The organism is Blastococcus xanthinilyticus (assembly GCF_008124835.1).
Lineage (GTDB): Bacteria > Actinomycetota > Actinomycetes > Mycobacteriales > Geodermatophilaceae > Blastococcus > Blastococcus xanthinilyticus.
In genome coordinates, this window is sequence record NZ_VNHW01000001.1 from 397,753 (window position 1) to 418,289 (window position 20,537).

The following is a 20,537-nucleotide window of genomic DNA, read 5'->3' on the forward strand; positions in this document are numbered from 1 at the left end:
CCGGAGGGTTGCGAGCGGGTGACTCGGCGCACCCCTCCCCTCCGGGGGGAACCGGCGTCCCTGCCCCGTCGGGGCCGTCTCGCGGGTGTAGCTTCGCGCCCGGGAACGCGCCGGCGGACGGAGCCGGCGTGCCCGGATGCAGCGGGGAGTGACACGTGCACGTGGTCGTGATGGGCTGCGGCCGTGTCGGCTCGGCCATCGCCCGGCGCCTGGAGCAGATCGGTCACAGCGTCGCCGTGATCGACCAGGACCCCGAGGCCTTCCGGCGGCTGGGGCCCGAGTTCACCGGCCGCCAGGTCACCGGGCTGGGCTTCGACCGGCAGACGCTGCTGGACGCCGGCATCGACTCCGCCGGTGCGTTCGCCGCGGTCAGCAGCGGAGACAACTCCAACATCATCTCCGCCCGGGTGGCCCGCGAGACGTTCGGCGTCCAGCACGTGGTCGCCCGCATTTACGACTCCAAGCGCGCCGAGGTCTACGAGCGCATGGGCATCCCCAGCGTCGCGACCGTCCCGTGGACGGTGAACCGGCTGCTGCGCGAGCTGCTGTCGGTCAAGGTCAGCGAGCTGTGGCGGGAGCCGACCGGCAAGGTGCTGCTCGTGCGGGTCACCGTCACCGAGGGCTGGGTCGGCCGGAAGCTGGTCGCCCTGGAGAGCGCCACCGGCGCGCGGGTGGCCTGGCTGGTCCGCTTCGGCGAGGCGCAGCTGCCCACCCCGGCCACCGTCCTCCAGGACGGCGACCAGCTCGTCGTCGCGCTCACCGACGAGCTCACCGCCCGCGTGCACGAGGTCGTCGAGCGCGGCCCGCAGGAAGGCGGCCACTGATGCGCGTCGCGATCGTCGGGGCCGGCGCCGTCGGCCGCTCCATCGCCGGTGAGCTGCTGGAGAACGGGCACACCGTCATGCTCATCGAGAAGGACGGCCGCAAGGTGCGCACCCGCTCGGTGCCCGGCGCCGAGTGGGTGCAGGCCGACGCCTGCGAGGTCTCCTCCCTGGAGGAGGCCCAGCTGGCCACCTGCGACGTCGTCGTCGCCGCGACCGGTGACGACAAGGCCAACCTCGTCGTCTCGCTCCTGGCCAAGACCGAGTTCGCGGTGAACCGGGTCGTCGCCCGGGTCAAGGACCCGCGCAACGAGTGGCTCTACACCGAGGCGTGGGGCGTCGACGTCGCCGTCTCGACCCCGCGCGTGCTCGCCGCCCTCGTCGAGGAGGCGGTGACCGTCGGCGACGTCGTCCGGCTGATGAGCTTCCGCAAGGGCGCGGCCAACCTCGTCGAGATCACCCTCGGCGACGACACCCCCTGGGTCGGCCGGGCGCTCCGCGAGGTCCCGCTCCCCCGCGAGACCGTCCTCACGGCCATCCTGCGCGGCGACCGGGTGGTCACGCCGTCACCGGACGAGCCGCTGGAGAGCGGGGACGAGCTGCTGTTCGTCTCGCACGGCGACACCGAGGAGCAGCTGCAGTACGTCTTCGCCCCGGAGGGACCCGGCCGCGCCGAGGGCTGAGCGAGGCCCCCGCCCTCGCTCAGGGAGCGGGGTCCTCGGCCGGCGGCGTGCGGTGGCGGTGCAGCCGGGACACGACCCAGAGGGTGACCAGGAGCGCCACCGCGGTGACCGGCAGGCCCAGCGCGATCGACGCCACGCCCAGCAGGTCGTCCTCGTCGGCGAGGTAGAGCGGCCCCTGCACCGCCACCCGCAGCAGGAAGGTGCCGGCCCACAGGACGGTCAGCCAGGAGTAGGCCCGCACCATCCGCCGGTCGGTGCGCCAGTGCCGCTCCGCCGGGGCCGACGCCGCGGCCCCCGCCCCTGGCGGTGAGCTCACCGCCCCACCCGTGCCGCGCAGCCCGGGCACCGCGCCGGCGCTCAGGCTGCCCAGGTGGCTGGGCGCCAGGAACTCGGCGACGACGCCCACCAGGGGCCAGCGCACCAGGACCGACCCGAGCAGGACCACCCCGATGACGGCGTTGCGGATGATGCCGGGGGCGTAGAAGTTCCGGGCCTCCCCGGAGGCGGCGGCGATGGCCACCGCCACGGCCACCCCGAACAGGCCGCTGACCGCCTGCTGGGTGCTCTCCCGCCGGACCATCCGGAGCACGAAGACGACCACGGCCGCGGCCACCGCCGCCCAGATGCCGGCGCGGAGCCCGCCGATGCCGTTGGCGACCACGAAGGTGAGCGTGGGCACCGTGGCGTCGACCATGCCGCGCCAGCCACCCAGCTGGGACAGCACCTCGTCCCGGCCGAAGACCGGGCGGTCAGCCGCCGGCGCCTCGCGTTCGTCCTCGCCGTCGGCCGGCGGACCTGCTGCGGTCACCCTCGTCCCCTCTGCTCGACGACCTGTCGCCCGCGCACGGCGAGCCCTGCCCGGCGACCGTCGGTCAGCCGGCGGCCAGCTCGTACCAGGGGTTGTAGATGACCTGCCGCCCGTCGAACGCGGCGAACCGCCCGCGGGCGGTGAGCGTGCGCCCCGGCTCGATGCCGGGGATGCGGCGGCGGCCCAGCCAGACCAGCGTCACCGAGCCCGAGCCGTCGAACAGCTCGGCCTCCAGCGTCGGCACGGTCTCCCGCGGCGTGTAGACCACCGACTTCAGCCGGCCGGTCACCGTGACCACCGCGCCCTTGCGGCACGAGCTGACCGGCTCGCAGCCGGCGCTGGCCGTACCCGCCCTCAGCTGCTGGGCGTCGATGGTCTGGTCGTCGGCGGTGAGTCGCTGCATCGCGCGCGACCACCAGCCCGCCGATCGGGTCTCCGTCACGGCTCCAGCGTAGTGGGGCCGGCGCCGCCTGCCGACCACGCACGGTGTCGTCTGCGTCGCGTCGCGCCGGTCAGGCCGGCCCGGCAGCGGGCGGCGGGACCGGCCCGGCGCCCGGCCGGCCGCCCGCCTGCGGCGGGGTGGTCTGCTGCCCGGGCTGCTGCACCGCCTGCTGCCCGGGCTGCTGCACCGCCTGCTGCCCGGGCTGCTGCGCCGCCCGCTGGGCGGCCTGCTGGGCGGCCTGCTGGGCCGCCTGCTGGGCCGCCTGCTGGGCGGCCAGCTGCGCCGCCGCCTGCGGGGGCAGCGCCAGCGGCAGCGGCTCCCGCACCGGCATGGGCTCGCTGCCCCGGACGACGACGATGCCCCGGAACGCCTGCTCCAGCGCCGCGGTCTCGGCCTCGGCACCCGCGACCGGCGAGCCGCTGAGCAGGCCCCGGAGGAACCAGCGGGGCCCGTCCACGCCGAGGAAGCGGGCCGGGCGCCGGACCGCCTGCGGGGCCTGCTGACCCGGCTGCGGCGGCAGGGCCGCGACCACGGTGCCCGCCAGCTCGACGCCGAACGGGCCCTCGACCTCGCGCAGGGACGCCCCCTGCCCCGACGCGGTGCGGGCCAGCTCGACCCGGATCTCGTCCCAGATGCCGGCCGCACGCGGGGCCGCGAACGCGGCCACCTGCAGCTGCGAGTTCCCGTGGCGGAGGGTCGCGCCGATGACCTTCTGCTGCGGGTTGAGCTCCACCCGCAGGTCCATCCCGGGTAGCGCGGGCAGCCGGATGGCGCCCAGGTCGATCCGGGTCACGCCGTCGTCCGGGGCGTCCCCCTCGTCCCACGGGCCGGTGGTGGCCTCGACGTCCCGGATCCGCTGCTGCGGCTCCGGCGGGACCCCCCGCTCGCGCAGGCTGCGGTCGATCCGGTTGCGCCGCCGTCCGAACGGCATGTCAGTTCCGCCCCTCGAGTGCTGTCGTGTCGCCGGGCGCGGGCGCTGCCCGGTGCCCGCCGGTGGAGCCGTGCCCGCCGGCGCCGCGCTCGCTGGCCGGCAGCTCGGCCACGGGCACGAAGCGCGCCCGGGCGACCGGCTGGACGACCAGCTGGGCGATGCGGTCCCCGCGGGACAGCCGCACCGGCGTGGTCGGGTCCAGGTTGATGAGATTGACCTTGATCTCGCCCCGGTACCCCGAGTCGATGGTGCCAGGAGCGTTGACCACGCTCAGGCCCAGCCGGTGGGCCAGCCCGGAGCGGGGGTGCACGAAGCCGGCGTACCCCTCGGGGATGGCCACCGCGATCCCGGTGCCCACCAGGCGCCGCTCGAACGGGGCGAGCTCCACGTCCTCGGCCGCGGTCAGGTCGGCGCCGGCGTCACCGGGCAGCGCATAGCCGGGCAGGGCGCCGCCGGGGCCGGTCAGGACGACCGGCACGGCCGGGTCGGCGGAGGATTCGGGCACGACGGCGATCCTATGAGCACCCCCGCGGCCGGCACCCCGCGCAGGCTCGCTCAGGGCGGCGGCGTCCGGAGATCGCCCAGCACCCGGCGGGCGAGGGACTCGGTGGCCCTGCGGTTGACCCGGCTGGAGAGCGCCGCACCGAGCAGGAGCGGCGCGGCCGACGGCGCGGACCCGGCCAGCCGGCGGGTCAGCCGGCGGCGCAGCGCGCGCAGACCCGCCGTGCCGAGCAGCGAGCCCAGGCCGGCGGCGCCGGCGCCCGCGCCGGGGACGGCTCGCTGCTCCGACCAGCCGGCCAGGTACGCCTGGGCGCGCGCCGTGGCGTCGCCGGGTGCGCGGCGGCCGTGCAGCTCGTGCAGCTCGCCGATGAGCACGACCTCGACCGCGGCGACCAGGACGGTCTCCGCGCCCAGCTCCAGGGGGACGGCGAGCAGCGAGGGCGGGGCGAACCAGTGCGCGGCCGAGAGCCCGCCCGTGGCGGCGCCGATCCCGGAGGTGAGGCGGGCGGCCCGCTCGACCAGGGCGTCGGCGATCTCCTCGTCGGAGGCGCCGGGATGAGCGGCGCGCAGGGTGGCGGCGTCCCGGATCGGCAGCCGCGGCACCGCGGCGGCCAGCAGGTCACCCAGCAGCGCGCCCGGGTTGCGGGCCTCCCCCGTTCCCCCGCCGGCCTGCGGCGGAGTGGAGGTCCCGGCCGCCCCGGAGAAGGCGGCGGTGACCGCACCGGCGACGGCACCGACGACGTCCCGGAGCCCGCCGGCCGCCGACCGGCCGGCCGCCGTGCCGGCCAGTCCCGCCACGGCGTCGGCGACCGCGCGGCCGGCCCGCAGCAGCGGGCTCTCCTCGGCCGCCGGCGGAGCCGGCACCGGCCGCGGCGCCGGGACGTCGCGCGGCGCCCCCGTGCGTGGCCCCTCGGTCATCGGTCCCCCCGGTGAGGTGGTGCGACTGCCCCCGTGCAGGGCCCCGCCGCGAGCGTGCGGGTGGCGGGGTGCACGGGGGTCCTCCTAGGCGCAGTCGCGGCAGAACACCTGGTCGCCACGGGTGGCGGCGAGGCGGCTGCGGTGCTGCACCAGGAAGCAGCGCGAGCAGGTGAACTCGTCCTCCTGCTTGGGCAGGACCCGGACGGTGAGCTCCTCGTTCGACAGGTCGGCGCCGGGGAGCTCGAGGTTCTCGTTGAAGTCGGTCTCGTCGACGTCGACCGACGCGGACTGGGCCTCCGCGCGGCGAGCCTTGAGCTCCTCGAGCGAGTCCTCTCCGAGCTCGTCGGTCTCGTTGCGGCGCGGGGCGTCGTAGTCGGTGGCCATGGGGTGTGCCCCTCCTCCGGGGTCGGCGCGGGCGTCGTGCCCGCTCGTCTGACGCGGCGGGGTAGCCGCCAGCGTCCTGGTCCGATCGCCGGTGGGCGACCGGTGGGTCGTCGTGGGCGCAGCCCGCTGCCGCGGCGCCCGTCCACGTGCACCGGCCCCTCCTCGTGGAAGCACCGGCAGCCGCCCAACGCCGTCCGGGCCCGATTTGTGCCCGCCTCCGGAGAGGTGACACATCGGGCTCGCCGTACGGCCGGTCGGGGTGCGGAGCGCCAGAGGTTACCCTGCGCCCGTGGCGACTCCCCCGGGTGCCGATCCAGCCGTCGTCGGGCCCTACCTGGCTGCCGTGCTGGGGCACGAGCGCTGGCGTTCGGTGACCGTCGAGCTGATCGCGGCAGGCATGTCCAACCTCACCTACGTGGTGAGCCCGCAGGACGGCCCGGCCGACGCCGCGGTGATCCTCCGGCGGCCGCCGACCGGTGCCGTGCTCGCCACCGCGCACGACATGGCGCGCGAGCACCGGGTGATCTCCGCGCTGGGTCCGACGCCGGTGCCGGTGCCCCGGACGCTGCACCTGTGCACCGATCCGGCGGTGCTCGGCGCGCCGTTCTACGTCATGGAGCGGGTCGTGGGCGTGCACGTCGCCCGCGAGCTGCCGGCCGGTTACGCCGACGACCCGGCGCAGCGCCGGGCGGTCGGGAACGCGCTGGTCGACACCCTGGGCGACCTGCACGCCGTCGACCCCGCCGCCGTCGGCCTGGCCGACTTCGGGCGGCCCGAGGGGTTCCTGGCCCGCCAGGTGCGTCGCTGGACGACCCAGTGGGAGGCCACCCGCGACCGCGACCGGCCCGAGCTGGACGCGCTGGCGGCCCGGCTGGCCGAGACGCTCCCGGTCACCCAGCGCCCGGGGATCACCCACGGCGACTACCGGCTCGACAACTGCCTGCTCGACCCGGCCGAGCCCGGCCGCATCGCCGCGGTGCTGGACTGGGAGATGTCCACCCTCGGCGATCCGCTCACCGACCTCGGGATGATGCTCGTCTACTGGCCCGAGGCCGGCGAGGAGCGGCCGTCCACGCTGAGCCCGGTGACCGCCCTGCCGGGCTTCCCGACGCGCCGGGACGTCGCCGAGCGGTACGCCGCCCGCACCGGCACCGACCTGTCGGCGCTCAACTGGTACGTCGGCTTCGGCTTCTTCAAGTTCGCCGCGATCATCGCCGGCATCCTCGCCCGGTCGGCCGCCGGCGCGATGGCGGGCAAGGACACCAGCGGCTACGCCGAGCGCATCGGCCCCTGCGTGGAGCTGGGACGCGCCGCACTCGAGGACGGTGCGATCTAGAACGGCGCAGCGCCCCTAAGCTCGGAGCGACCGCCGTCCGCACCAGGACCCGGCGCCCGGCACGTCCGGCGCCGCCCTGCGCGTCCCTGCCGAGGAGCACGACCGTGACCGAGCGCACCGCCCGTCCACCGGTGCGGCCGCGCAGTGGTCGCCGGCCGCTGCCTCCGCTGATCTTCCTGCTGGTGCTGGCCGTCGCGGCCGGCGCCGTGTGGTGGACCGTGATCCGCCAGGACAACGCCAAGCGGGCCGAGGCGGCCGCGGCGTGCGAGGAGGCCGAGGCCGCACCCCCGTCGCTGGACCCGGCGACGGTCTCCGTGCGGGTCCTCAACGCCACCGACACCGGCGGCCTGGCCCAGCAGGTCGCCGACGACCTGAGCGGCCGGGGGTTCACCGTCAGCGAGATCGCCAACGACTCCTCCGACCGGCAGGTCGAGGGCGTCGGCGAGGTGCGGTACGGCGCGCGCGGCGAGGACCCCGCCCGGTTCCTGGCGGTGTTCATGCCCGGCGCGGGCACCTACCGGGACACCCGCGCCGACGCGGTGGTCGACCTGGTCATCGGCCCGGAGTTCGTCTGGCCGGAGAGCCTGGCCACCCCGGAGGCGGTCACCGCGGCCCTGGAGGCCGTGCCGGAGCCCGACCCCAACTGCTGAGCGCCTGCGCTCAGCGGTGGAGAGCGGCCACCAGCTCGAGGAACGGCGCGGCCACCCCGGGCGCGGCGGCGACGACCATCGGCTCCCCGAGCCGCGTGCCCGGCAGCCCGGTCACCACCGCACCCGCCTCCGCCGCCACGAGGGCGCCGGCCGCGTGGTCCCAGGGGTTGAGGTGCAGCTCGTAGTAGGCGTCGACCCGCCCCGCGGCGACGGCGCACAGGTCCAGGGCGGCGCTGCCGTACCGGCGGATGTCGCGCACCTCCGGGAGCAGCGCCGCCACCACGGCGCCCTGCGCCCGCCGCTGCTCCACCCGGTAGCCGAAGCCGGTGGCCACCAGCGTCTGGTCCAGCGACCCCGGGCCCTCGACGGACAGCCGGCGCACCGGCCGGCCCGGGGCCGAGAGCTCGGCGCCCCCGCCGGCCGTGGCGGTGAACAGCTCCCCGGTGGCGACGTTGAGGACCACGCCGGCGGTCACCACCCCGTCGACCTCGGCGGCCACCGAGACGGCGTAGGCGGGCAGGTCGTAGAGGAAGTTGACGGTTCCGTCGATCGGGTCCACGACCCAGCGGACGCCGCTGGTGCCGGGCCGGGACGCCCCCTCCTCCCCCAGGACGCCGTCGTCCGGCCGGGCGGCGAGGAGGCGCCGCACGAGCAGCTCCTCGCTGGCCGCGTCCACCGCCGTCACGACGTCCACCGGGCTGGACTTGGTCGTCACCTGCTCGGCCGCGGTGTCCCGGCCATCGGCGACGAGGGCCCCGGCCTCCCGCGCGGCGGAGACGGCCAGCTCGAGCAGCGCGCGGGGGTCGGGAGCGGCCGGGGCACCGGTGCGGGGATAGCTCATGCGGGTGATCCTGCCGCAGCCTCTGTCCGCGAGAGCGCGTGAGCGACGGGGAGCGGGGAGGCCCTCCACTAGCCTGTCGGCGTGCAGGGCTTCGGGGTGGACATCGGCGGTAGCGGCATCAAGGGGTGCCTGGTCGACCTGGACCAGGGCCGGTTGATCGGCGAACGGCTGCGGATCGAGACGCCGCAGCCGTCGCTGCCGGAGCTGGTCTACGACGTCGTGGCGGAGATCGTCGGCGGCTTCGGCTGGGCCGGTCGGATCGGCGTCACCTTCCCGGGGGTGATGAAGTCCGGGGTGGCGCACACCGCGGCGAACGTGGACAAGAGCTGGATCGGCACGGACGTGGACGCCGGGCTCTCCCGGCTCATCCCCGGCTCGGTGGAGACGCTGAACGACGCCGACGCGGCCGGGCTGGCGGAGATGCGCTACGGCGCCGGGCGCGACCGCAACGGCGTGGTGCTGATGCTCACGTTCGGCACCGGCATCGGCAGCGCGCTGTTCGTCGACGGCCGGCTGGTGCCCAACACCGAGTTCGGGCACATCCAGGTCGACGGTGAGGACGGCGAGCGGCGGGCCTCGGCGGCCGCCCGCGAGCGCGAGGAGCTCGGCTACCCCGAGTGGGCGCGGCGCGTGGACCGGTACCTCGACGTCCTGGAGGCCGGCCTCTGGCCCGACCTGATCATCGTCGGCGGCGGGGTGAGCAAGAAGGCGCACAAGTGGGTGCCGCTGCTCTCCACCCGCACCCTGGTCGTGCCGGCCGAGCTGCAGAACGACGCGGGCATCGTGGGGGCGGCCCTGGCCGCCGCCGAGCGCCCGGAACGCTGACCGCACCGGGCCCCCGCCTCCTCCGAGCGATGCCCGCGGATCCGAGGCGCTGGTTTCGACCGGAGACGTCGTTACAATGGTGACGCCCCAGCCCGCCGCCCTTCAGCCGGGAGGGATTCCCCCGCACCGACAGCGGCCAAACGCCGCGCCGGTCAGTGGGCTCCTCACCCGGTCGTGAGCGCGAGCCGGCGCCGCTGCCCGCGGGCCACACGGCCCCCGGGGAACGAACCCAGCACCGGAAGGAACCTGAGTGCCCGCCGATCAGCCAGCACCGGAAGCAGCCGAAGCGAGCACGCGCTCCACGGCGGCCGCCACCGGTAACCGGGCGCGCACCAGCGCCGCGGCAGCCAAGACGGCGAAGACGGTCACGGCCGCCGCGGACGGGGCCGCGAAGCCGGCCCGGAAGCGGGCCCCGGCGAAGACCGCCGCGAAGGCCAAGCCCGCCGTCGTCCCGTCGCCGGGCGCCGGCGAGGGCACCGTCCTCACCGCCGTCGCCACCGACGGCTCCACCGTCGCCGTGGTCGACGCCGGCGCCGAGGGCCTCAAGCTCGACGACGCCGTCGTCACCGGCAAGGACGGCGTCGTCGTCGCCGCGGCCGAGGACGAGACCCCCGAGGCCGAGGCCGGCTTCGAGTGGGACGACGAGGAGGAGTCCGAGGCGCTGCGGCAGGCCCGCAAGGACGCCGAGCTCACCGCCTCGGCCGACTCCGTCCGCGCCTACCTCAAGCAGATCGGCAAGGTCGCGCTGCTCAACGCCGAGGAGGAGGTCGACCTCGCCAAGCGGATCGAGGCCGGGCTCTACGGCTCCGAGCGCCTCCGCCAGGTCGAGGAGGAGGGCCAGAAGATCTCGCCGCAGATGCGCCGGGACCTCAACTGGATCGTCCGCGACGGCGAGCGCGCCAAGAACCACCTGCTCGAGGCGAACCTCCGCCTCGTGGTCTCCCTCGCCAAGCGCTACACCGGCCGCGGCATGGCGTTCCTGGACCTGATCCAGGAGGGCAACCTCGGCCTGATCCGCGCGGTCGAGAAGTTCGACTACACCAAGGGCTACAAGTTCTCGACCTACGCCACGTGGTGGATCCGCCAGGCCATCACCCGCGCGATGGCCGACCAGGCCCGCACCATCCGCATCCCGGTGCACATGGTCGAGGTCATCAACAAGCTCGGCCGCATCCAGCGCGAGCTGCTCCAGGACCTGGGCCGCGAGCCCACGCCGGAGGAGCTGGCCAAGGAGATGGACATCACCCCGGACAAGGTGCTGGAGATCCAGCAGTACGCCCGGGAGCCGATCAGCCTGGACCAGACCATCGGCGACGAGGGCGACAGCCAGCTCGGTGACTTCATCGAGGACTCGGAAGCCGTGGTGGCGGTCGACGCGGTGAGCTTCACGCTCATGCAGGACCAGCTGACCAGCGTGCTCCAGACCCTCTCCGAGCGGGAGGCCGGCGTCGTCCGGCTGCGGTTCGGCCTCACCGACGGCCAGCCGCGCACCCTCGACGAGATCGGCCAGGTCTACGGCGTGACCCGCGAGCGGATCCGCCAGATCGAGTCGAAGACCATGTCGAAGCTGCGGCACCCCAGCCGCTCGCAGGTCCTCCGGGACTACCTGGACTGACGCTCGACCGCACGAAGGCCCCGACCAGCCGGTCGGGGCCTTCGTCGTCCCGGGGGGCACGCCCCGTCGGACGAGTGCGCAGTCGTGGTCGTCGGAAGCGGCGCGTCGGCACGTGTCGGCGACCGCAACTGCCCACTCGTGCGGGTCACAGTTCGGTCCCGGACGTCACCCGGAGGGGCGGGCCGCGGTGTACGCCGACAACTGTCGGGTAGACGGCGTAGCGTGGGACTCGTCAGAACAGCAGCGGACCCACGGTCGGCCGGCTACCAGCCAGTCGGCAGTTGACCACCAGCACGTGCTCCACCAGTTCCACCCCAGTGACGTCCCCTGCTGAACCCGCTCCACCCAGACCCGGTGTGTTACGGACTCATCTCTTTCGGCGAGTCCACGACGATCCGGGTCGGAACGGGAATCCGAGGGGCCATCCTGGCGCTGTGCAGGAGGCCGATCCGCAGCCGCGGGTCCGTGCGGTAGAGAGCGAGTGATGACCCAGATGACCCAGACGCTGACGACGACCCCCGCCGCCGACGACCTGGTCGTGCCCTTCCACTGCGACCGTTGTGGCGCCCTGGCCAAGGTTCGTGTCGTGCTCGCCAGCGGCAGCGATCTCGTGTTCTGCGGGCACCACGCCCGTGAGTACGAGAGCAAGCTCCGCGACATCGCCGTCGACATCATCGACACAGAGGGCGAGCAGCACGTAACCGCGTGAGAGAGGCGATATCGTCGCGCCCGCGATGACCGCCTCACCCGACGACGCCGCCGCGTCCGACACCCCGCCTGGTGCGGGTGTCGGGCCGGCGGCTCCGTCGTCTCCGGGGACCCCCGGTCGGCGGCGACCGGAGGAACCCCCCATGTCCCAGCAGTCCCAGGCGCCCGACGAGACGGTGCGCATGCGCGCCGACGAGGGCGCCGGTGCTCCGCCGCCGGTGGCCGGCCCGGCCACCGGGTTCGGCGGCGAGCCCGACGACACCCGGCCCGTGGGCCGCGACTGGCCGGCCACCGGATCCGGGGCGGCCCAGCCGGAGGCGCCCCAGCCGGAGGCGCCCGCCACGGGCGGAGACGAGGCCGGCGAGGTGCCCCAGCCGACCGGGGACGACGAGGCCGACCACACCCAGCGCATGGGCCGGGCCCCCGCCGCGCCGGAGGCCGAGGACGACCACGCCACGCAGCGCACCGCCGTCGTCCCGCCCCTGGAGGACGAGCCGGGTACCGACGGGCCGTCCGCTCCCCCGCCGGAGGACGACGCCCCGGCCGGCGCCGACCGCGGCCCGTGGTGGCGGCGGCGCGCCGCGCTGGTCCCCGCCGGGGTGCTCGTCGTGCTGGGCCTCGCCTACGGGGCCGACCTGGCGCTGGCCTCGGGCGAGATCCCGCGGAACACCGTGGTCGCCGGCGTCGACGTGGGCGGCCTCACGCCGGCCGCGGCGGCCCAGCGGCTGGAGGAGCAGCTCGCCCCCCGGGTGACCGCGGACCACACCGTCGTCGCCGCCGACGTGACCGCTCCCCTCTCCCCCGCGGCCGCGGGGATCGCCCTCGACGTCCCCGGCACCGTGGATGCCATCGACGACCAGCCCCTCAACCCCTGGACCCGTCTGGTCACCCTGGTGGCCGACCGCGAGGTCGAGCCGGTCATCAGCGGCGAGGAGACCGCGCTGGCGGCCCAGATCGAGGGCATCGCCGCGCAGGTGGACCGCGCCCCGCAGGACGCCACGATCGCGATCGAGGGCACCACCCCGTCGGTGGTCGAGCCCGCGGACGGCCGTGCGCTGGACCGCGACAGCGCGGCCGACGCCATCACCGACGCGCTGGCGTCGGGCGGGGACCCGGAGACGCCGATCGAGCTGCCGGTCCAGGTGAGCCCGGTCGACGTGGACGCCGCGGAGGCCGGGCGGGTGCTCGAGGAGACGGTCACCCCGGCCCTCGCCGCGCCGGTCACCGTGGTCAGCCAGGACGGCGGCACGTCCGCGGAGGTCCCGGTGGAGGCCATCGCGACCGCCCTGACCTTCACCCCGCAGGAGGACGGCGAGCTGGTCGTCGGGCTGGACCCGGCGGCGCTGCAGACCGCCCTCGGCGATGAGCTGGGCGTCTTCGGCACCCCGGCGCAGGACGCGGACTTCGAGGTGTCCGGCGGCGCGGTCAGCATCGTCCCCTCGGTGGACGGCACCGGCATCGCGCCGGACCACCTGGTCGAGCAGCTGCTCCCCGTGCTCGACGCCCCGGCGCCGCGCTCGGTGACCGCGGAGCTGGGGCCGGTGCCCGCGGAGTTCACCACCGCCGAGGCGGAGGCGCTCGGCATCAAGGAGGAGATCTCCAGCTTCACCACCAAGATCGGCAACGCCGCGAGCGGGGAGAACATCCGCGTGGTGGCCCAGGAGGTCGACGGCGCGGTGATCATGCCGGGCGAGACGTTCAGCCTCAACGGCTTCACCGGGCCGCGCGGGGTGGCGCAGGGGTACGTCGAGGCCGGCGTCATCAACAACGGCGAGTTCACCACCGCCGTCGGCGGCGGGATCAGCCAGTTCGCGACCACGATGTTCAACGCGGTCTTCTTCGCCGGGCTCGAGGACGTCTTCCACAAGCCGCACAGCTACTACATCAGCCGCTACCCGGCCGGCCGCGAGGCGACCGTGTACTACGACTCGATCGACCTCAAGTGGCGCAACGACAGCGACACCGGCGTGTACGTCGACACCGCCTGGACGCCGGGCTCCCTGACGGTCACCTTCTACGGGACCAAGCGGTACGAGATCGAGTCGGTCAGCAGCGACCGGTACAACCTGCGCCAGCCCGTGGTGCAGGACAAGCCCGCCAGCCCGACCTGCAAGCCGCAGGCCGGGACCACCGGGTTCGACATCACGGTCACCCGCGTCTTCCGCGACCTGACCACGGGCGCCGAGCTCCAGCGCGAGGACTTCCAGACCCGGTACGCGGCCGAGCCGGTCATCAACTGCGTCCCGGTGCCCGACCCGGCCGCCCCGCCGGGAACGGCGCCCGGTGGCGCACCGGCGCCGGGCTGACGTCGCCCGGCCCGGCCGCGGGTGGCCGGACGGCGGGGCAGCGGCGCCTTCCCCCTCGGCACCGGACGCGGCAGGCAGGCCGCTGACGTGCACACTGGGCAGGTGAGCGCCGTCCTGCCCAGCGGCACGCCCGCCCGGGCCGAGGTGGACGAGCCGGTCATCTCCGGTCCCGGCGCCACCGGTGCCTCCCGGGCCGAGGGAACCGCGCCGTCGAAGCTCCGCCGCTGGCCGGCGCCGCTACGGGTGCCGCTGCAGGTGATCGGCCGGGCGCTGGCCAAGGCCTGGCAGGACCGGATCCTCGGGCTGTCGGCCGAGGCGGCGTTCTGGCAGATCCTGTCCGTGCCGCCGCTGCTCATCGGGCTGCTCGGGTCGCTCGGCTACCTGGGGGCGCTGATCGGCGCGGACGCCGTCCGCCAGATCGAGGAGCAGCTGCTCAGCGCCTCCGCCGAGGTCCTCACCTCCGACGTCGTCGACGACCTCGTCGCCCCCACCCTGTCCGACATCCTCGGCTCGGGCCGGCTCGAGGTCGTCAGCGTGGGCTTCCTCGTGGCCCTCTGGGCCGGGTCCTCGGCCACCGCGACGTTCATGAACACGATCGTCATCGCCTACGACCAGCGCGACGTGCGGGGGCCGATCCGCACCCGGCTGAAGGCGCTGTGGCTGTTCGTCGTCGGCATGGTCCTGGCGGTGCTGACGCTGCCGCTGCTGGTGCTCGGCCGGGGCGTGCTCGTCCAGCTGGTGCCGCCGGACTGGCGGAGCACCACCGACACGCTGATCGGCGCCGTCTACTGGCCGATCGTCGTGGTGGGCCTGCTGCTCGCGCTGACCAGCTTCTTCCACGTCGTGCTGCCCAACCGGCTGCCGTGGCGGCGGCACCTCCCCGGTGCCCTGCTCAGCCTGGTGTTCTTCCTCGTCGCCGCCGTGCTGGTGCGCTCGTACGTCACCGACATCCTCACCACCGCCCTGCCCTACGGGGCGCTCGCGGCCCCGATCGGCGCGCTGCTGTTCTGCTTCTTCTTCGGCATGGCGGTGCTCCTGGGCGCCGAGCTCAACGCCACCATCCAGGCGCGCTGGCCCGCGCCGCTGCGCCGCCACGACCGCCGCCGGAAGGCGCGCCGGCAGGCGAAGCTGGACTCGGAGGCGCGGCGCCTGGGTCTGCGGTGAGAGAAGGGCGGTCAGTCCTTCTTGAGGCTCTCGTAGACCTCCTTGCAGGCCGGGCACACCGGGCTGCCGGGCTTGGGGCTCTTGGTCACCGGGAAGACCTCACCGCACAGCGCCTCGACCATCGTGCCCATGACCGCGCTCTCGGCGATCTTGTTCTTCCGGACGTAGTGGAAGACCTCGTTGGCGTTGCCGGTGTCCGATTCGCGGACGTCGGGCCGCTCGAGGATGTCGCTGCTGCTCATGCGGGGCTCCCTGCTCGACGGTCGGGGCGGGCGGTCGCCGCGCGACAGGGCCTGCCGCGGGGCTCCCGCACCCGCCGACCATGATGACAGGGTGCCCGTCGCGAACCCCGCTCCCCGCCCCGTCCTCTCCCCCGAGGTGGCCGACGCCCTGGGCGCCGGCCGTCCGGTGGTCGCGCTGGAGAGCACGCTGCTGGCGCACGGGCTGCCCCGCCCCGACAACCGCGCGGCCGCGGACCAGGTCGAGTCCGCCGTCCGCGCCGGTGGCGCGGTACCGGCGACGATCGCCGTGCTCGACGGGGTTCCGCACGTCGGGCTGACCGCCGACCAGGTCGACCGCGTCTGCGCCGATCCCGACCTGGCCAAGCTGGGCGTGCGCGACCTGCCCGTCGCCGCCGCCCTGGGCATCAGCGGCGCCACCACGGTGTCGAGCACGGCACTCCTGGCCGAGGCGGCCGGCATCGGCGTCTTCGCCACCGGCGGGCTCGGCGGGGTGCACCGGCAGTCCGCCGAGACGTTCGACGAGTCCGCGGACCTGACCGCACTGTCGCGCACGTCGCTGGTGGTGGTCTGCGCCGGGGTGAAGTCGATCCTGGACGTGCCGGCCACGCTCGAGCGGCTGGAGTCGCTGTCGGTGACCGTCGTCGGCTTCGGGACCACCACGTTCCCCGGCTTCTACGTGGCCGACTCCGGTGCCACGCTGGACTGGTCGGTCACCGACGCCGGGCAGGCCGCGGCGGTCTTCGCCGCCCGCCGCGGTCTCGCCCCCGGAGCGGTCGTCGTCGCCAACCCGCTGCCGGCGGACGAGCAGCTGGACCCGGAGCTGCACGACCGGGTCATCGCCGACGCGCTGGCGGCGGCCGATGCGGCCGGCGTCCGCGGCAAGGCCGTGACCCCCTTCGTGCTCGACCACCTGCACCGGGCCAGCGACGGCGCCACGCTCGCGGTGAACGTCCGCCTGGTGCTGCGCAACGCGGAGCTGGCCGGCCGGATCGCCGCGGCGCTGGCCGCCCTCCCCGCCTGAGCCGTGGCGCAGCTCCCGGTCGTCGTCGTCGGTGACGTCGCCACAGACGTGGTGGTGCTCCTCTCCGGGGCGCCGGCGCCCGGCTCGGACCGGCCCGCGTCGATCCGCAGCCGCGGCGGCGGCGCCGGGGCCAACGTCGCCGTCCACCTGGCCCGGCAGGGGGTGCCGACGGTGCTGGCCGGGTGCATCGGGGACGACGCGCCCGGCGCCGGGCTGGTCGCCGAGCTCACCGAGGCGGGGGTGGACGCGCGGCTGCGGGTGGTGCCGGGTGCGCCGACCGGCACCATCGTCAGCCTGGTGGAGCCCGACGGGCAGCGCAGCATGCTGGCCGACCGCGGCGCGAACCTGGAGCTGCGGCCGTCCGACGTCCCCGCCCCCGCACCCGGCGGGCACCTGCACCTGTCCGGCTACACCCTGCTGGACCCGCGCCCGCGCGGCGCCGGCCTGGCCGCGGTCGCGGCCGCCACCGCGGCGGGGTGCACGGTGTCGGTCGACCCGGCGTCCACCGGCCCGCTGCGCGGGTACGGGGTGGACCGCTTGCTGGGCGACACCGCCGCGGCCACGCTGGTGCTGCCCAACGCCGACGAGGCGCGGCTGCTGACCGGGTGCGCGGACGTCGCGGCCGCGGCCCGGGCGCTGGCCGCCCGCCACCGGATCGCCGTGGTCACGCTGGGCGCGGAGGGCGCGCTGTGGGCGTCCGGCGACGCGCTGGTGCACCGGCCGGCCCACCCGACGACGGTCGTGGACACCACCGGCGCCGGCGACGCGTTCGCCGCCGGGCTGCTGGGCGCGTGGCTGGCCGACCCGGACGGGGATCCGGCGGCGGCGCTCGATGCGGGGCTGGTCCGCGCGGCCGCCGTCGTCCGCCGTCCCGGGGCCCGGTAGGCCGCCGCGGCGGGAGCCGCCCGGGCCATCGCGGCGGGAGCCGCCCCGGACGAGGCGGCGTGAGCCGCCCCGGGCCATCGCGGCGGGAGCCGCCCCGGACGAGGCGGCGTGAGCCGCCCCGGGCCATCGCGGCGGGAGCCGCCCCGGACGAGGCGGCGTGAGCCGCCCCGGGCCATCGCGGCGGGAGCCGCCCCGGGCGACCGGCCGTTACGCGATCGTGACCTGCGCGGAATCGCCCATGACCTAGGTTAGGCGAGGCTTACCTCAATACCCCGCCACGCCGGGCTCCGACCGGAAGGACATCATGCACCGCGCCCCACGACTGGTCGCCGTCGCCAGCGCCGCACTGCTCACGGGCGGGCTGGCCGCCTGCTCGTCGACCTCGTCCGCCGAGACCACCCCCGAGAGCTCGGAGGACTGGACCCCGGTCACCATCGAGCACGCGCTCGGCACGACCACGATCGAGGAGAAGCCCGAGCGGGTCGCGACGGTGCAGTGGGCCAACCACGAGGTGCCGCTGGCGCTCGGGGTCGTCCCCGTCGGCATGGCCGCCGCCAACTTCGGCGACGACGACGGCAACGGCCTGCTGCCGTGGGTGGAGGAGCGCCTCGAGGAGCTCGACGCCGAGACGCCGGTGCTGTTCGACGAGACCGACGGCATCGACTTCGAGGCGGTCGCCGACACCGACCCCGACGTCATCCTCGCCGGGTACTCGGGGCTGACGCAGGAGGACTACGACACCCTCAGCGACATCGCGCCGGTCGTCGCCTACCCGGAGGCGCCGTGGGCGACCCCGTGGCAGGACATGATCGAGGTCAACGCCGCCGGCATGGGCATGGCCGAGGAGGGGGCGGAGCTGATCGAGAGCCTCGAGCAGGAGATCGACGACGCCGCCGCCGAGCACCCCGAGCTCGCGGGCACCGCCACGATGTTCATGACCCACGTGGACACCACGGACCTGAGCGAGGTCAGCTACTACACCCCGGCCGACACCCGCGCCGCGTTCTTCGAGGACCTCGGGCTCGCCACCCCCGCGAGCATCACGGCGGCGTCCACCGACCCGGACAAGTTCTCCGGCTCGATCAGCGCCGAGCAGATCGACACCCTGGGTGACGTCGAGATGATCGTGACCTACGGCGACCAGGAGCTGGTCGACGCGCTGGAGGCCGACCCCCTGCTGTCCCAGATGCCCGCCGTCCGGAACGGGTCGATCGTGCTGCTGCCCAACACCCCGCTGGGCACCGCCGCGAACCCGACCCCGCTCGCCATCCCGTGGGTGCTCGAGGACTACGTCGGCATGCTCGCCGAGGCCGCCGCCAAGGCTCCGTGACCTCGACCGGCACCGCGCCGGCCCCGGACGCCGCCCTCGTGCGGCGCCCGGGGCCGGCGCGCGTCCTGTGGCTGCTCGTCGTGCTCGCCGTCCTCGGCGCGCTGCTGGCGACCTCCGTCGCCATCGGGTCCCGTGGCGTCGGGTGGGCCGACATCGTCGCCGCCCTCGGGGGCTCCTCGGAGACCATCGGCGAGGCGGCGGTGACCAAGCGCATCCCGCGCACCGCGCTGGCGGTCGTCGTCGGCGCCGCGCTGGGGCTCTCGGGCGCGGTGATGCAGGGCGTCACCCGCAACCCGCTGGCCGACCCCGGCGTCCTGGGCATCAACATGGGCGCCTCGCTCGCCGTCGTCGCCGGGTTCGCCTGGTTCGGCCTGTTCTCCGAGACCGCGATCGTCTGGACGGCGATCGCCGGTGCCGGCGTCGCGGCGGTGTTCGTCTACGCCGTGGGCTCCCTGGGCCGGGGCGGGCCCACGCCGCTCAAGCTCGCCCTGGCCGGCGCGGCCACCGCGGCCGCGCTCACCTCGTTCGTCACCGCCATCACCCTGCCCCGTGGTGACATCGCCGAAAGCATCCAGTCCTGGGAGATCGGTGGGGTCGGCGGCGCCACGTTCGACCGCATCGGCACCGTGCTGCCCTTCCTCCTCGTGGGCCTGGCCGTCAGCCTGCTGTCGGCCCGGAGCCTCAACTCCCTCGCGCTCGGCGACGAGCTGGCAGCCGGCCTCGGCGAGCGGGTGGCGCTGGTCCGCGGCGTGGCGGCTCTCGGCTCGGTGCTGCTCTGCGGCGCCGCCACCGCCGTCGCCGGGCCCATCGCGTTCGTGGGCCTGGTCGTCCCGCACCTGTGCCGGCTGCTGGTCGGCGTCGACCACCGGTGGCTGCTGCCCTTCTCCGCGCTGACCGGCGCCGCGCTGCTCACCGCCGCCGACGTGGTCGGCCGGGTTGTCGCCCGCCCCGGGGAGCTCGACGTCGGCATCCTCACCGCCCTGATCGGTGCCCCGTTCTTCATCTGGATCGTCCGCCGACAGAAGGTGCGCGAGCTGTGACCGCCGTCGTCGCACCGGCCACCATCGACGCCGTCGCCCGCGGTCGGGTCCGCCGTGCCGCCCGCCGGCGCAGCGTCATCGCCGTCCTCGCGGTGCTGGTCGTCGTCGCCTTCGCCGTCACGCTCATGGTCGGGCGCACGTTCTACCCACCCGGCGACGTGCTGCGCGTCGTGCTCGGCCAGGAGGTGCCGGGCGCCTCGTTCACCGTCGGCCGGCTGCGGCTGCCGCGTGCGGTCCTGGCCGTCGTGGCGGGGCTCGCCTTCGGCCTGGCCGGCGTCACCTTCCAGACGATGCTGCGCAACCCGCTGGCCAGCCCCGACGTCATCGGGATCACCTCCGGCGCCAGCGCCGCGGCCGCGTTCGCCATCGTGGTGCTCGGCTGGAGCGGCAGCGCCGTCTCGGTCACCGCGATCGTCGCCGCCCTCGGCGTCGCCATGGCGATCTACGGCCTGGCCTTCAAGGACGGCGTCGTCGGCACCCGGCTGATCCTGATCGGCATCGGCGTGGCCGCGATGTCGCGCAGCCTCATCTCCTGGGTGCTGTCCGAGGCCGGGGCCTGGGACTTCGCCGAGGCGCTGCGCTGGCTCACCGGCAGCCTCAACGGCACGACCTGGGAGGCGACCGTGCCCGCCCTGGTCGCCCTGCTCGTACTCGGCCCGCTGCTGCTGGCCTGCGCCCGCCAGCTCGCGGCGCTCCAGCTCGGTGACGACACCGCCTCCGCGCTCGGCATCCGCGTCGACCGCACCCGGGTGGTGGTGATCGTCGCCGCGGTCGGCCTGCTCGCCTTCGCCACCGCGGCCTGCGGGCCGATCGCCTTCGTGTCGTTCCTCGCCGGCCCGATCGCGGCGCGCATCGTGGGTCCGCACGGCTCGCTGCTGCTCCCGGCCGCGCTGGTGGGCGCGCTGCTGGTGCTGGTCGCCGATCTGGTCGGCCAGTTCGCGCTGGGCACCCGGTACCCGGTCGGCGTCGTCACCGGGGTGCTCGGCGCGCCGTACCTCATCTACCTGATCGTCCGCACCAACCGGGCCGGAGGCTCGCTGTGAGGGGCGGTGCTGCACTGGCGACTGCGCCGCACGCGAGCGAACG

At 75.4% G+C, this 20,537-nt stretch carries 22 protein-coding genes; 14 read left to right on the forward strand and 8 right to left on the reverse strand.

The window, feature by feature from the left end:
- The first annotated feature begins 155 nt into the window (after window positions 1-155).
- Both BD833_RS01800 and BD833_RS01805 read left to right on the forward strand, forming a co-directional pair.
- Complete coding sequence (locus BD833_RS01800) at window positions 156-824, forward strand: potassium channel family protein (protein WP_166531395.1); 669 nt, start codon at window positions 156-158, stop codon at window positions 822-824.
- Complete coding sequence (locus BD833_RS01805) at window positions 824-1,504, forward strand: potassium channel family protein (RefSeq protein ID WP_166531396.1); 681 nt, start codon at window positions 824-826, stop codon at window positions 1,502-1,504. The genes BD833_RS01800 and BD833_RS01805 overlap by 1 nt, the downstream gene beginning before the upstream one ends.
- Window positions 1,505-1,523: 19 nt before the next feature.
- On the opposite strand, the gene BD833_RS01810 is transcribed toward BD833_RS01805, so the two are convergent.
- The 6 genes from BD833_RS01810 to BD833_RS01835 all read right to left on the reverse strand — a co-directional run bounded on the left by BD833_RS01810 (window position 1,524) and on the right by BD833_RS01835 (window position 5,488).
- Window positions 1,524-2,312, reverse strand: coding sequence for a DUF3159 domain-containing protein (locus tag BD833_RS01810; protein WP_243737383.1), 789 nt, complete (start codon window positions 2,310-2,312; stop codon window positions 1,524-1,526).
- A 64-nt stretch (window positions 2,313-2,376) separates the two neighbouring features.
- Window positions 2,377-2,754: an OB-fold nucleic acid binding domain-containing protein gene (locus tag BD833_RS01815; protein WP_208092283.1), complete on the reverse strand. Its 378-nt coding sequence runs from the start codon at window positions 2,752-2,754 to the stop codon at window positions 2,377-2,379.
- A 70-nt stretch (window positions 2,755-2,824) separates the two neighbouring features.
- Window positions 2,825-3,685, reverse strand: a complete 861-nt coding sequence (locus BD833_RS01820; protein WP_208092284.1) for a DUF3710 domain-containing protein — start codon at window positions 3,683-3,685, stop codon at window positions 2,825-2,827.
- A 1-nt stretch (window position 3,686) separates the two neighbouring features.
- Window positions 3,687-4,190 carry a dUTP diphosphatase gene (dut, locus tag BD833_RS01825; protein ID WP_166531397.1) on the reverse strand — a complete coding sequence of 168 codons (504 nt, stop codon included), beginning with the start codon at window positions 4,188-4,190 and terminating at the stop codon, window positions 3,687-3,689.
- A 50-nt stretch (window positions 4,191-4,240) separates the two neighbouring features.
- Window positions 4,241-5,104 carry a hypothetical protein gene (locus BD833_RS01830; RefSeq protein WP_166531398.1) on the reverse strand — a complete coding sequence of 288 codons (864 nt, stop codon included), beginning with the start codon at window positions 5,102-5,104 and terminating at the stop codon, window positions 4,241-4,243.
- Between the two features lie 84 nt (window positions 5,105-5,188).
- Window positions 5,189-5,488 carry a DUF4193 domain-containing protein gene (locus tag BD833_RS01835; RefSeq protein ID WP_166531399.1) on the reverse strand — a complete coding sequence of 100 codons (300 nt, stop codon included), beginning with the start codon at window positions 5,486-5,488 and terminating at the stop codon, window positions 5,189-5,191.
- A 289-nt stretch (window positions 5,489-5,777) separates the two neighbouring features.
- On the opposite strand from BD833_RS01835, the gene BD833_RS01840 reads away from it, so the two are divergent.
- The gene (locus BD833_RS01840; protein ID WP_166531400.1) at window positions 5,778-6,824 is read left to right on the forward strand and encodes a phosphotransferase family protein; all 1,047 of its coding nucleotides are present in this window, start codon (window positions 5,778-5,780) and stop codon (window positions 6,822-6,824) included.
- Between the two features lie 104 nt (window positions 6,825-6,928).
- The gene (locus BD833_RS01845; RefSeq protein WP_166531401.1) at window positions 6,929-7,474 is read left to right on the forward strand and encodes a LytR C-terminal domain-containing protein; all 546 of its coding nucleotides are present in this window, start codon (window positions 6,929-6,931) and stop codon (window positions 7,472-7,474) included.
- Window positions 7,475-7,484: 10 nt separating this feature from the next.
- On the opposite strand, the gene BD833_RS01850 is transcribed toward BD833_RS01845, so the two are convergent.
- A complete protein-coding gene (locus BD833_RS01850) occupies window positions 7,485-8,315 on the reverse strand; it encodes an inositol monophosphatase family protein (protein ID WP_166531402.1) in 831 nt (276 codons plus the stop codon).
- Between the two features lie 81 nt (window positions 8,316-8,396).
- On the opposite strand from BD833_RS01850, the gene ppgK reads away from it, so the two are divergent.
- The 5 genes from ppgK (at window position 8,397) to BD833_RS01875 (ending at window position 14,933) form a co-directional block, all read left to right on the forward strand.
- The gene (gene ppgK / locus BD833_RS01855; RefSeq protein WP_166531403.1) at window positions 8,397-9,140 is read left to right on the forward strand and encodes a polyphosphate--glucose phosphotransferase; all 744 of its coding nucleotides are present in this window, start codon (window positions 8,397-8,399) and stop codon (window positions 9,138-9,140) included.
- Between the two features lie 250 nt (window positions 9,141-9,390).
- Entirely contained in the window at window positions 9,391-10,755 is a 1,365-nt protein-coding gene (locus BD833_RS01860) for an RNA polymerase sigma factor (RefSeq protein WP_166531404.1), read from the forward strand.
- A gap of 484 nt (window positions 10,756-11,239) precedes the next feature.
- Window positions 11,240-11,464, forward strand: coding sequence for a DUF7455 domain-containing protein (locus tag BD833_RS01865; RefSeq protein ID WP_014377049.1), 225 nt, complete (start codon window positions 11,240-11,242; stop codon window positions 11,462-11,464).
- 142 nt (window positions 11,465-11,606) lie between these two features.
- Window positions 11,607-13,769: a VanW family protein gene (locus BD833_RS01870; protein WP_166531405.1), complete on the forward strand. Its 2,163-nt coding sequence runs from the start codon at window positions 11,607-11,609 to the stop codon at window positions 13,767-13,769.
- A gap of 102 nt (window positions 13,770-13,871) precedes the next feature.
- Complete coding sequence (locus BD833_RS01875) at window positions 13,872-14,933, forward strand: YihY/virulence factor BrkB family protein (protein ID WP_166531406.1); 1,062 nt, start codon at window positions 13,872-13,874, stop codon at window positions 14,931-14,933.
- 11 nt (window positions 14,934-14,944) lie between these two features.
- Here BD833_RS01875 and BD833_RS01880 read toward each other — a convergent pair whose 3' ends face one another.
- Window positions 14,945-15,175: a DUF3039 domain-containing protein gene (locus BD833_RS01880; RefSeq protein WP_166531407.1), complete on the reverse strand. Its 231-nt coding sequence runs from the start codon at window positions 15,173-15,175 to the stop codon at window positions 14,945-14,947.
- 91 nt (window positions 15,176-15,266) lie between these two features.
- On the opposite strand from BD833_RS01880, the gene BD833_RS01885 reads away from it, so the two are divergent.
- From BD833_RS01885 to BD833_RS01905, 5 genes are all read left to right on the forward strand, one after another.
- Entirely contained in the window at window positions 15,267-16,196 is a 930-nt protein-coding gene (locus BD833_RS01885; RefSeq protein ID WP_166531408.1) for a pseudouridine-5'-phosphate glycosidase, read from the forward strand.
- Window positions 16,197-16,199: 3 nt separating this feature from the next.
- Complete coding sequence (locus tag BD833_RS01890; protein ID WP_166531409.1) at window positions 16,200-17,081, forward strand: carbohydrate kinase family protein; 882 nt, start codon at window positions 16,200-16,202, stop codon at window positions 17,079-17,081.
- Between the two features lie 304 nt (window positions 17,082-17,385).
- On the forward strand, window positions 17,386-18,411 hold the full coding sequence (locus tag BD833_RS01895) for an iron-siderophore ABC transporter substrate-binding protein (RefSeq protein ID WP_166531410.1): 1,026 nt from the start codon (window positions 17,386-17,388) through the stop codon (window positions 18,409-18,411).
- Window positions 18,408-19,451 (forward strand): FecCD family ABC transporter permease, encoded by a 1,044-nt coding sequence (locus BD833_RS01900; protein ID WP_166531411.1) that lies wholly within the window; start codon window positions 18,408-18,410, stop codon window positions 19,449-19,451. Before BD833_RS01895 ends, BD833_RS01900 begins: the two co-directional genes overlap by 4 nt.
- On the forward strand, window positions 19,448-20,494 hold the full coding sequence (locus BD833_RS01905; protein WP_166531412.1) for a FecCD family ABC transporter permease: 1,047 nt from the start codon (window positions 19,448-19,450) through the stop codon (window positions 20,492-20,494). The genes BD833_RS01900 and BD833_RS01905 overlap by 4 nt, the downstream gene beginning before the upstream one ends.
- The last annotated feature ends 43 nt before the right edge of the window (window positions 20,495-20,537 follow it).

Excerpts from the sequence above, each read along its gene's own strand:
- BD833_RS01850 (WP_166531402.1), bottom strand. The coding sequence starts at position 8,315 with ATGAGCTATCCCCGCACCGGTGCCCCGGCCGCTCCCGACCCCCGCGCG.
- BD833_RS01895 (WP_166531410.1), top strand. The coding sequence starts at position 17,386 with ATGCACCGCGCCCCACGACTGGTCGCCGTCGCCAGCGCCGCACTGCTC.
- BD833_RS01870 (WP_166531405.1), top strand. The coding sequence starts at position 11,607 with ATGTCCCAGCAGTCCCAGGCGCCCGACGAGACGGTGCGCATGCGCGCC.
- BD833_RS01865 (WP_014377049.1), top strand. The coding sequence starts at position 11,240 with ATGACCCAGATGACCCAGACGCTGACGACGACCCCCGCCGCCGACGAC.
- BD833_RS01820 (WP_208092284.1), bottom strand. The coding sequence starts at position 3,685 with ATGCCGTTCGGACGGCGGCGCAACCGGATCGACCGCAGCCTGCGCGAG.
- BD833_RS01880 (WP_166531407.1), bottom strand. The coding sequence starts at position 15,175 with ATGAGCAGCAGCGACATCCTCGAGCGGCCCGACGTCCGCGAATCGGAC.
- BD833_RS01805 (WP_166531396.1), top strand. The coding sequence starts at position 824 with ATGCGCGTCGCGATCGTCGGGGCCGGCGCCGTCGGCCGCTCCATCGCC.
- BD833_RS01830 (WP_166531398.1), bottom strand. The coding sequence starts at position 5,104 with ATGACCGAGGGGCCACGCACGGGGGCGCCGCGCGACGTCCCGGCGCCG.
- BD833_RS01835 (WP_166531399.1), bottom strand. The coding sequence starts at position 5,488 with ATGGCCACCGACTACGACGCCCCGCGCCGCAACGAGACCGACGAGCTC.